The organism is Alishewanella sp. HL-SH05 (assembly GCF_052655985.1).
Window position 1 is genome coordinate 2,699,312 of sequence record NZ_CP199753.1, and the last position, 11,531, is coordinate 2,710,842.

At 38.3% G+C, this 11,531-nt stretch carries 12 protein-coding genes; all 12 read right to left on the bottom strand.

Annotated elements, in window-relative coordinates; genetic code table 11:
* Positions 1–62: 62 nt before the first annotated feature.
* Positions 63–620 carry a sugar transferase gene (locus ACUJFL_RS12305; protein WP_445427643.1) on the bottom strand — a complete coding sequence of 186 codons (558 nt, stop codon included), beginning with the start codon at positions 618–620 and terminating at the stop codon, positions 63–65.
* Between the two features lie 140 nt (positions 621–760).
* The gene (locus ACUJFL_RS12310) at positions 761–1,105 is read right to left on the bottom strand and encodes a hypothetical protein (RefSeq protein WP_445427644.1); all 345 of its coding nucleotides are present in this window, start codon (positions 1,103–1,105) and stop codon (positions 761–763) included.
* Between the two features lie 23 nt (positions 1,106–1,128).
* Positions 1,129–1,707: an NAD-dependent epimerase/dehydratase family protein gene (locus tag ACUJFL_RS12315; protein ID WP_445427645.1), complete on the bottom strand. Its 579-nt coding sequence runs from the start codon at positions 1,705–1,707 to the stop codon at positions 1,129–1,131.
* Complete coding sequence (locus ACUJFL_RS12320; protein WP_445427646.1) at positions 1,700–2,839, bottom strand: glycosyltransferase family 4 protein; 1,140 nt, start codon at positions 2,837–2,839, stop codon at positions 1,700–1,702. Before ACUJFL_RS12320 ends, ACUJFL_RS12315 begins: the two co-directional genes overlap by 8 nt.
* A 25-nt stretch (positions 2,840–2,864) precedes the next feature.
* The gene (locus ACUJFL_RS12325; protein WP_445427647.1) at positions 2,865–4,022 is read right to left on the bottom strand and encodes a glycosyltransferase; all 1,158 of its coding nucleotides are present in this window, start codon (positions 4,020–4,022) and stop codon (positions 2,865–2,867) included.
* A complete protein-coding gene (gene wecB, locus ACUJFL_RS12330) occupies positions 4,015–5,148 on the bottom strand; it encodes a non-hydrolyzing UDP-N-acetylglucosamine 2-epimerase (protein ID WP_445427648.1) in 1,134 nt (377 codons plus the stop codon). Before wecB ends, ACUJFL_RS12325 begins: the two co-directional genes overlap by 8 nt.
* Positions 5,149–5,151: 3 nt before the next feature.
* A complete protein-coding gene (gene wbjC, locus ACUJFL_RS12335; RefSeq protein ID WP_445427649.1) occupies positions 5,152–6,258 on the bottom strand; it encodes a UDP-2-acetamido-2,6-beta-L-arabino-hexul-4-ose reductase in 1,107 nt (368 codons plus the stop codon).
* A gap of 3 nt (positions 6,259–6,261) precedes the next feature.
* Positions 6,262–7,296 (bottom strand): polysaccharide biosynthesis protein, encoded by a 1,035-nt coding sequence (locus ACUJFL_RS12340; protein ID WP_445427650.1) that lies wholly within the window; start codon positions 7,294–7,296, stop codon positions 6,262–6,264.
* A gap of 31 nt (positions 7,297–7,327) precedes the next feature.
* Positions 7,328–8,593 carry a hypothetical protein gene (locus tag ACUJFL_RS12345; RefSeq protein ID WP_445427651.1) on the bottom strand — a complete coding sequence of 422 codons (1,266 nt, stop codon included), beginning with the start codon at positions 8,591–8,593 and terminating at the stop codon, positions 7,328–7,330.
* Between the two features lie 23 nt (positions 8,594–8,616).
* Positions 8,617–9,534, bottom strand: a complete 918-nt coding sequence (locus ACUJFL_RS12350) for a glycosyltransferase (protein WP_445427652.1) — start codon at positions 9,532–9,534, stop codon at positions 8,617–8,619.
* A gap of 118 nt (positions 9,535–9,652) precedes the next feature.
* A complete protein-coding gene (locus tag ACUJFL_RS12355; RefSeq protein WP_445427653.1) occupies positions 9,653–10,285 on the bottom strand; it encodes an acyltransferase in 633 nt (210 codons plus the stop codon).
* Positions 10,282–11,529, bottom strand: coding sequence for an O-antigen translocase (locus tag ACUJFL_RS12360; RefSeq protein WP_445427654.1), 1,248 nt, complete (start codon positions 11,527–11,529; stop codon positions 10,282–10,284). The genes ACUJFL_RS12355 and ACUJFL_RS12360 overlap by 4 nt, the downstream gene beginning before the upstream one ends.
* Positions 11,530–11,531 lie beyond the last annotated feature (2 nt).

The window sequence follows — 11,531 nt, forward strand, 5'->3', positions numbered from 1 at the left end:
TTGCTACAGGCAACAGTGACCGCTGACAAAGTCAGCTAGTTACCGCTTGCACAGCAAGCTAGTCACTGCTTTTTAACCCTATCCCCACTCCCCTTACCCGCAACTGTCATAAAGATGTATTTAAAATAATCAGCAAGCGTTAGCTTTTGCAACATCTTGGCATCAGTTTCAGCTAACAGCTCTGGGGTAGACATATCAATTTCATTCACTTGCGCTAAACCTGTAATACCAGGGCGCGCCTTAAATACACCCATTTTTTCTCTAGCGGCTGTTAACTCTTCTTGATTAAACAAACCCGGGCGTGGCCCTACTAAACTCATCTCACCTTTTAACACATTCCACAATTGCGGCAGTTCATCTAATTTTGTTTTGCGTAAAAAACCACCAAAGGGGGTTATAGCACTGCTACTAGCTAAATGACTGGCCACTGATGCGGTATCTTTTTTCATGGTGCGAAATTTTACCAGCGTAAAAGGCTTTTGGTTACGCCCAACCCTAACTTGCCGAAAGATTGGCGAGCCGGTATCAAATAAACCAATAATAGTTAAAAGAACCAGAACAGGAAAACCAAATACTAAACCACAAAAAGAAAAAATAATATCTAACAACCGAATCAACATATAACCTCAAGATATGATAACTGACTGACTAACTCAGCGATGACCAGTAACGAATAACAATTTATCAAAACCGATTTTAAAGATTAAAGAATAACAAGTGACCGCTCGCATAGCGAGCTAGTTACTGTCGGCATAGCCGACTAGTCACTTGTCACAGCTTCACCAAAGCAGCGCCTGATCCCCTCTTCCACCGTAATCGGCGGCTTCCAGCCTAAAGTGTTTTTGGTATGGCTAATATCTACCTGCAAATTGCCGCAAAGCCTGTCAATAACTGCCTGTTTGCCAGTTAACTTACCTATCATTATAAGCAAAATCATCGGCACAGGGATTAACCAAGGCGTTTTACCCGCTGCGCGTGTCATCATTTGCAGTAATTCAGTAGTCGAAACATCCTGATCATCGCTAACTAAAAAAGTTTGGTTAGCGGCTTTAGGATGATCGATACAATTAATGATTAGATCAACCAGATTATCTAATGCCACCATACTACGAAAGTTATGGATTGCGCCTAGAGGTAAGGGTAATTTTTTTTAGCAAGATTTAACATAGCTGCGAAATTTGCTTTTACTCCAGGGCCATATACCAATGGTGGGCGAATTATAACGACTTCCATATCTGTGTCAGCTGCAATTTGTCTTAAACCGACTTCTGCTTCAGCTTTGGACATGCCATAGGGTTCTGATGCATTTGTCTGGTCAAAAGGTGTGTAAGGTTTACCTGGCAAAGTGCCTTCGCCACTTACTTTAATACTGCTGATAAATATAAAACGTTTAACCCCAGCTGCAGCAGCTTGCCTTGCAAGATTTAAGGTGGCAAGACAGTTAACCTCTCTGTAAGCGGCTAAAGGATTCGCAAGCTGTTCATTCATCACATGAGCTCTTGCAGCTATGTGTATTAATACTTGTATAGATTCAAGGCTTTTGGAGTAATCAGATACACTGTCAAAATCGGCCTGAAAGAAACGATCTGCCTGAGAGGACTGAGAACGCCCCAGTACTGACACGAAATATTTTTGAGTTTTAAGTGAACCTAAAACACGACTACCAACAAAACCAGTAGCACCTGTTAGTAAAATATTTTTAGGCATTAGGATGACTCTGTAACAAAAGTTGGTAAATATCTAGATGTTTTGCAACAACAGATTGCACATCAAATTCTCTTTCAGCTAATGCTCTACCTGATTTGCCCATCTTTAACCTAAGTGTTTTATCAGTCACTAGTTTTTCAATAGCATCTGCCAATGCTTGCGAATCTTTAGCTGGGACAATAATACCACTTTCACCATCAATAACTGCTTCAGCACAGCCTGGGTTGTTAGTTGTGACTATGGCCCTGCCACAAGCAGCAGCTTCAATCAGTACTTTTGGTAAACCCTCACCGTAAAAAGAAGGTAATACAACAATGTGCGATGAAGCAAAAACTTCAGGTATATCTGACCTAAATCCAAGAATCTCTACAATGCCCTGATGACGCCATTTGTCCAGCTCATCCAACTTAACAGTATTAGGATTACCAGGATCGGGCTCGCCAACAAGATGAAAGCGCGCTAAAACGCCCTTTTCTTTTAAAAGTCGCGCAGCTTCAACAAATTGATAAACACCTTTTTCTCTGAGTAACCTAGCGGCCATAACAACTACCGGCGTGCCATCAGGCTCATCTGCCACATTGTAGGTAGTCAGATCAGCACCTGAGCCTTTTATCATCACACACCGTTTCTCGTTTAAACCTACAGCTTTTTTTAAAATGCTTTTATCAACGGGATTTTGAAAAATAACTCGAAAATTCTTCACCCCTAGTGAAAACTTGTATAGAGCAGTTACCAAAAACCGTCTAACCCTAGCAGCAAAGCCTTCTGCAACAAAAACCAAACCAAGTCCAGAGACAGCATATACCATATTTTTTATGCCCAATACCCTACCAACTAACCCACCATATAACACAGGCTTTATAGTAACCGCATGGACCAATTCAGGTTTTACATCTTTAAACACCTGACGGATACGGAACAAAGTATTAAGTTCATGGCGAATACCGCCACCACTGCGATCAAAGGGAATGTGGTGCAAAGTAAAACCATAAGACTCGAGTAATACGTAATGTTCTGTAAAATTACAAGCTATATGAACATCGTAACCTGAATTTTTGGCGGCAATTGCAATTGGTAGGCGATGAGAAATAAAAAACCAATCAACATTAACTAAAAATATTATTTTTTTCAAAAAAAATCCAAATTAAGTAAAGAATCTAGTTTAAAAGATTTTCTAGTTGACTCGAGTATTTCAAACAATCGAAATGTTTCTCAGCAGTTAAACGAGCGTTTCTACGTAACGTATTTAAATCCTCTAGTTTTGAGCTCCTCAGCAATGCACTCTTTAATGACTCTATTGTATAATCATCGCAGACAATACCATTAGCGCCATCGACCAAATATGATTCTAAATCACTAAAATAATTTCCAATTACTGGCGTCCCTAAAGACATGCTCTCAACAAACTTTGTTGGAAAACCCGCCTGAACATTTCTAAATGGAGGCCTGAACACTATGGAGAAATCTGAACTTCTTACTAACTCCAACGAATCGTTATGACTCAACATTCCATAAGCATGAATAATGTGTTTAACTTTAATTAAGTTGAGGCCTTGTAAAAAACCTTTATTCTGCAAATCACTAAATGACAAACCGGCTATATGCAGCTGAACTTTAACGCCATCTTGATTAATCTGATAAATAGCCTTTATTATATCTGCCAGAAAATCTTTTTTAATACCCAAGGAACCAGCATAACAAACCTTAACATACTCTGTTTTGTCTCCATCTAATCTTGGAACTACAGAGGATGTATCTAGTGTTGGAGGAATAACGGCTAAATCAATTTTCCCACTCTCATAATACTTTTCAAGGTAACAGCTTATAACAATAAGCCCATCACACTTAGGAAGTAGAAAACGCATAGCAAGTTCAATATTTAAGTAATAAGGAGAAAAAAACTTAGCAAACAAATTAGGTGGGTCATACCATTCAACAGCATCAAATATCAATTTAACTTTATGCTTGTAACACCACCCCTTGAGCTTAAGTAAGTAAGGTGAGTAGCCGCTATAAAGAATAATTGCAGATGGCTTAATATCTAATCCATCTAAAAACTGAATCGCTTTAGCACCAGCGTTAAAATATAAAAAGTGCTTTAAGTATCTTGGTAAAGACTCAAATCTTCTTTCATTAAAAGAATAAACATCAATGTCGTTGTACCTGGTTTTATACTCACCAATTTGAGCACTTGCCACCGCCACATCATAACCAGCAGCTTTAAGAGATACACAGTTACCATAAATACGACGTGCAGCTGCGCCGCCATTCGGAAAGCTGAAAGGGGCAATATAAAGAACAAATTTTTTAGACATACTGCTTCCAAACCACCCGCATCACATAATCACGATAACTGTGAACAATACGCACCATCTTGTCTGAAACATTTGGCATGCTGTAGTCAAACACAGGTCTTAACAAGCGCTCAGCGCCACTGGGCTGACTATCGAGTACTTGCAATGCTTGAAACACGCGTTCAACTTCTAGCCCCACCATCATTACTGAGGCTTCTTCAAAGGCTTCTGGCCGCTCATGCGCTTCACGAATGTTTAGCGCCGGGAAGTTCATAATCGACGACTCTTCACTGATGGTGCCGCTGTCAGACAACACCGCTTTAGCCGATTTCTGCAGCTTATTATAGTCATGAAAACCTAACGGCTTTAACAACTGTACCAGCGGGTGAAAACTTAAGCCTTGCTCTTCAATACGTTTACGAGTTCGAGGATGGGTTGAGACAATGACCGGATAACCATATTTTTCTGCCAAGCCATTTAAAATAGCAGCTAATTTATGCAAGTTCTTCGGCGAATCAACATTTTCTTCACGGTGCGCACTAATCACAAAAAACTCGCGCTCGGTTAACCCCAACCGGTTTAATACATCAGACCCGTCAATTTGCGGCATGTAATGGTTTAAAACTTCAAACATTGGGCTGCCGGTTTTAATCACACGGTCAGCAGGAATACCTTCGGCTAACAGGTAGTCACGTGCGATACTACTGTATGTAAGGTTGATATCGGCAGTATGATCGACAATGCGACGATTAATTTCCTCAGGAACGCGCATATCAAAACAACGATTACCCGCTTCCATATGAAAAGTTGGGATTTTACGGCGTTTAGCCGGGATCACCGCCATACAACTGTTAGTATCACCTAATACCAGCATGGCATCAGGGGTAACTTCAGCTAACACCTTGTCTACGGCAATAATCACATTACCAATGGTCTCGGCACCTGTGCTACCCGCCGCATTTAAAAAGTAATCCGGCTTACGCACACCTAGGTCATCAAAAAAAACTTGGTTTAACTCAAAATCATAGTTTTGACCGGTATGCACAATAACATGCTCGCAATGCGCATCAAGGGCAGCTAATACACGGGAAAGTCGGATAATTTCAGGGCGCGTTCCCACTACGCTCATCACTTTAAGCTTGTTCATCTATTACACCTTATAAGCAACGGTATCAGGCCGCTCGCGATCAAAGTTTTCATTAGCCCACAACATCACCACTAATTCATCCTCACCAATATTGGTAACGTCATGCGACCAACCTGGCACAGTTTCAACCACTTCAGGCATCTCACCTGAGGTAATAATTTCAATAACTTCGTCTGTGACTATATGCCTGAAACCAAAACGGGCTTTACCCTTAATCACCAGAAACTTTTCGGTTTTAACATGGTGATAGTGTCCGCCACGCGTCACGCCAGGATGAGCCGTAAAAAACGAAAACTGACCAGAGTCGCGGGTTTTAAGCATTTCTACAAAACAACCACGCTGATCTTCATGTTTGGTCAGGCCATAATTAAACTTATCTGGAGGTATATAACTGATATAGGTAGCATACAGCACCCGGGTAAAGCCCTCACCTACTGGTTCGGTTATTAAGCTTTCGCGGCTATCGCGGAATTTATGTAACTGCTCAACCAACTCACCTAGCGTAACCTTGTACACCGGCTCAACGTTGACATAGAGTTTGTCTTCTGGCTTTTTGTACAACATCTCAATAAAAGATGACACCACAGCGCCAATGTGCACCAGAGTTAATTGCGTTGAAGGATCATTTACCTGAATAGGTAAACCACGGCTGATGTTATGACAAAAGGTCGCAACCGCAGAGTTATAATTGGGTTTGCACCACTTGCCGAACACGTTAGGCAAGCGATAGATATAGACTTTATTACCGGTTTGCATGTGCAGGTTCAGCAAATGCATTTCAGCCTGCAGTTTGCTCTTGCCATAGGCATTGGTACGTTCAGCCTGGGTAGAAGAGCTTAACAGCAAAGGAATTTTACGGCCCGACGCTTTGATTGCCTCACAAAGAGTGGCAGTAAGATCAGCATTACCTATGGCAAATTCGTTTTCATCTACCGGGCGGTTAATACCGGCTAAATGAAAAATAAACTCAACTTGCGCTACGAGCTTAGGCAGCTCTTCAATAGCAGACTCTCGGGTAAACTTTAAAATTTCAATATTGGTATTGCGCATCAGGCTGATGCACAAGTTTTTACCCACAAAACCATCAGCTCCTGTTACTAATACTTTCATCTCTTAGTCCTCTGCAGTTGCCTGTTCACCGCGCGCTATTGCCTGCATAAAATCGAGTTTAAGCAGTAACTGCTTCATACCTTCAACATCTAAGCGCTCGGTATTATGCGAGTTGTAATCTTCCAACTGACTGATTTTCTGATCGCCCTGGTCAAAAAACTTACCGTAGTTCAGGTCGCGGTTATCTGGTGGTACCCGGTAGTACTCGCCCATATCAATGGCGCATGCCATTTCTTCGCGGCTTAACAGTGCTTCGTATAGCTTTTCACCATGGCGAGTACCGATCACATTCACTGGGTGGCTTTCAGTTTTCATTAATTGCAACATGGCCTGAGTTAACACTTCTATGGTGGCAGCGGGCGCTTTTTGCACAAAAATATCGCCGTTATCACCATGCTCAAAGGCATATAAAACTAGATCCACTGCGTCTTCAAGCGTCATCATAAAACGCGTCATATTCGGATCGGTAATGGTTATAGGCTTATCGGCGCGAACCAAATCAACAAACAAAGGAATAACAGAACCACGCGACGCCATTACATTGCCATAGCGGGTGCCGCAAATCACGGTTTTTGCTGGGTCTAGGTTACGGGCTTTCGCTACCATCACCTTTTCCATCATGGCTTTTGAAATACCCATAGCATTTATAGGATAAACAGCTTTATCAGTACTTAAACAGACAACTCGTGAAACGCCATTAACAATGGCAGCTTCCAAAACGTTCTCTGTACCAATCACATTGGTCTTTACCGCTTCCATAGGATAAAACTCACAACTGGGTACTTGCTTTAGTGCAGCAGCATGATAAATAAAGTCTACACCACGGGTGGCATTTAGTACGCTGTTATAATCACGCACATCACCAATATAAAACTTAAGCTTAGGATGATTATACTTCTTGCGCATATCATCCTGCTTTTTCTCGTCCCGGCTGAAAATACGAATTTCTGCGATATCGGTATCGAGAAAGCGCTTTAAAACAGCATTACCGAATGAGCCGGTACCGCCAGTGATAAGTAGACATTTGTTATTAAACATAAAAATCCATAAATTTCAGTTAAAATTAAGTTTAACAAGTCGAATTGACTTGGCCATTATTTCTACCGCGGACATGCGTAAAAATATAATAACAATAAAGAAGAAATAATAACCTTGCTCCTGGGGTTGCAGCCAGCAAAAATCCTTTAGTATTTAAAAAGAAAATGGAAAAAGAAAAAAAGAAAAAGTACCAGTGCTTTAGGCCAAAAGTAAAATACAAACGGACAGAACACAATGTAAAAAGCACTACAATCATAAACACGAAAAAAATCCCAGCGTAATTAAGCTGTAAAATATATCCAACATCAGAACTACCACTTTCCAGACCAAATAAAGAAATACCTTTACCAAAAATAAGCTCCCAAATATCTTTTGGAACAATAATAAAGTCATTAAATAATGTTGAAGCAGTTCCACCATCACCTGAGGTAAAAAAACCTATAAGCTCATAGAAAAACATCAAAGGCCAATACAGTAATTCTTCAAGGTTATCAGCAGCTCTCAACATAAAGAAAAACAAAATAAATACACAAATAGCGAAAAAAAATAATGTTTGCAAACGGAACCCTACTGTCGTCATGTAAATAAACATAAAAATCACTGGAAAAAAACCAATCCTAGCATTGAATGCTACTCCAACAAGCAAGATAGCGAATATAACAATATGTAGGTAGCTTTCCTTCAATTTATAGAGTGCAAGAGCAGCAAATAGCCCTAGTAAATAACCATAAGTAAACGTCAAGTTTTCTGATATTCCATAAGCCCTATATCTAAATTCAAAACTTTTATAACGTTCATAGTAATCATCAATTTGAATTGTTTCATAATAACGGTCAAAAGCAGGGAATATTATTAAAAGAAGAGTCAGCAACCCCGCAAAAGCTATTACATAATAAACAAAATCTAGTAAGTCTCTAGATGGATTAAGCTTCGGCTTTATGTGGCGTTCAAATATATAAATAACATAAACAGGGAAAACCAGTGACTGTAAGAACCAAATCAAAAATCTGTCGGAGTAAACAATATCACCAGAAAATAAATCCCTCAAAAAACTAAAAAACACTAGGGAAATCCCTATCGTCATTTCAAACTTGAACTTTTTAAAATATGAAAAAGAATAGTTCACTTTCGAAACAAAGAAAAAAGCAAAGATTATAAAACCCAAGGCAACAAAAAATAACTTATTTACTACTGGAGGCTGGAAAATATAGACATACAAAAATAAGAAGAAAAAAAACCTTGGTAAATAGATATTATCCAAAGAACTAGTTATCTTACTAAAATTAAAAAATTTCAATATCTACACCGTAGTCAGTATATTCATTTAGCAGATGGTCGAGGCAAAAACATCTTGACGATTAACTTAGCAATGGACTTCGTAAAAATTACTTTTGGGTAAAGAACAAACGCATATCGAATTTGCTTGAGTGCGCTAATTTTACTGACCTTTTGAATATCATGAGCCTGAATTAACATCGACATAGCTAAAGCTTTCTTATGCAAAGGGTGATCACTATACTCGCTTAAAATTTCTTTAACACCTTTCCAAATCAAATCAGATTTAGAAGACATATTATCAGAATGCTGTCTATATTTAACAAGCGGTTCTTTCATAGTATAAAATACACCGCCTGCATCTGTAAGTTTTAACCTAATAAATAGGTCTTCTATCATGAAGTTTGGATTGAATCCACCTACAGCTTTCAATTTTTCAGTTAATACAATACAAGTTGGTGTCGGTAAAAATTCAGTTCTAAGAAACGCTTGCTTAAAGCCAGAGAATCGGTTACTTCCAAGCTTATGTTTTATATACTCGCTCTTAGAATCTATCATTTCAACACCAGAATAAATTGCTACCAGATTTGGTTCAATCTTTACCATCTCTAAAAACTTGCTAACCTGTTTCGAAATTCTATCTGGCATCATAATATCGTCTGATGCGAAAATTACGCATAGTTCTCCTTTGCACCAACTCAGCGCTTCATTTATAGTCGCACACAATCCTTTGTTACAACGACTTCTGAATTCAAAGCGTTCAAAACGCTCTTCGCATTGAGAAACAAATTTTTCGATTTCAATAACAGACGAATCTTTAGAACCGTCGTCGATTATTATAAGCTCTATGTCTGGGTAGTCTTGATCTATAATACTTTTAATGCAGTATCCGACATACACACTATGGTTATAGCATGGAACAATAACACTAACTAACGGAACAGAAGAATTTTTATCTATCATTGTAATTTCGTTATTTTGAAGAAATTTAATTTTTAAAAATCTAAGCAAATAATCATGATAATTTAATTACCACTAACTACTGCATTGAAAAAGATATACAACCTTTCAAATTATCATCTTAAGTCTTGCCCCTTAAATACCTAATTTGTTTTGCAGGAACCCCCGCATTGACCGAGAAAGGTTCAACATCCTTTGTAACAACAGAGCCAACTCCTAAAACAGCCCCCCTACCGACTCGGACGCCCTTCATAATCTTTACACTTTCACCTATAAATACGTCATCTTCAATCACAACGGGTGAACACTCATAACTACCATTAGTCCTATCATCAACTTCAATCCCATGAAAATCTGAATCTGTAACAAAAAAGTTAGGCCCTATAAGACATCTTTTACCTATTGAAACAACTGATTTTTCTGAAATTATGACGAAACCATTATTAATCACTGTTTCTTCATCAATAGTAACTTTTGCACCTTTATATCTAGCTTCAATATACCCAACACCGTCTAGCAAACCTGGCGAAGGTCTAACACCTAATTGAGCACTTTTTACTGTTATAGTTCCAGCACCAGTGAAATAAGTAGCCTGTATGATATCAACATCATTTAGATGACTTTTATTATCAGAAAGAATGTACCTGTAAACAAAAACTCTTTTCTTTAAAAAAATACCAACGAATAAGAATCTTAAAAATTGACGAAATCCAATTTTTTTTATTTTTTTTATTTTTTTAAAAAAAAAATTCATATTATTCTTTTTACCTTTAAAGCTATAAACATAAAAACAAAATGAAAAAAATAGTTAACTGAATGACCAATAGATGTAGACTCAATACCAAGCTCATTAGTTGTTAAGAATATAAAAAAATAGAAAAAAGCTGAAAAGACAATCTCAGATATCATAACTAGTACGAAACAGGCTTTCGCAATTAGCACATAGCCAAGTAACCAACTACATATCTTGAAAAAATCACCTATTAACTGCCAAGTAAATAAAACCTCCATACCTTTGAACTCTGCAGTGAATAAAGTATGAATGAAAAAATCCCTGCAAAGATAAATGATCAATGCAGAAACAGCAGCTGCAGGCATAATAAATCTGTAACCATAAAGTATTTCAGCTCTTATTTCAGCTGGTGTTTTCAATTCAGAAAGTCTCGGCAAGTAATACAAACTTAACGTGGTTGTTACTAAAATTAAATACGCACTACTTAGTCGCCACATTGCTTCCCAGTACCCTGCTGCTTCCCAACTAATGTTAATACCAATATGGTTGCGTACTAAAACGTGACTGACAGGAATACAAGCAGCACCCATCAAAGCCATTGCTGTAAATTTCATTAAGTTTTTTGCTGTTTGCTTATTGATTGCACCAAATAAAAATCCTAGCTTGAACCAACTAGCTTTATAACAAAGGGTAAAAGTAACGCAAAAATTTAACGATTGGTATGTCGCTAGAGCTACTAGAGCTCCATATAAGCCAAATTGCATTGACATAAAAGTGGTTGCAATTAAAGCAAATAGACTGCCAGTAATATTTGCAACAACATAACGGTGAATTTCTTTTTTACCATTTAAAATGGCTAAAAGCAGTGTGTTCAACACAAAAAATATTAACGTTACAGCGAACCAAACAAAAACACCACTGTAACTCTCATCTTTTAAAAACAACGCAGCTAAAGACTTGCTAAATATTGCAACAATTATACCTGTAAATACCGCACCTGTTACTGCTATTGTCCCTGCTGTACGCCAAACAGTATGTTGCTTTTCTTCATTGTCGTGAAATTCTGCAGTATATTTCACGACGCCAGTATTAATTGCTCCGCTTGCAAAAGTAGTTATCATTTGTACTGCATTTTGAAACTGGCCTATTGCTGCGTACCCAGCAGGCCCCACATAGATGGCCAGTACTTTATTTATGCCCAATAATGTGAGCATTTTAATAACAACTGCTATTGCATTAAGAAGACTAGTTTTAATTAAAGTCAATT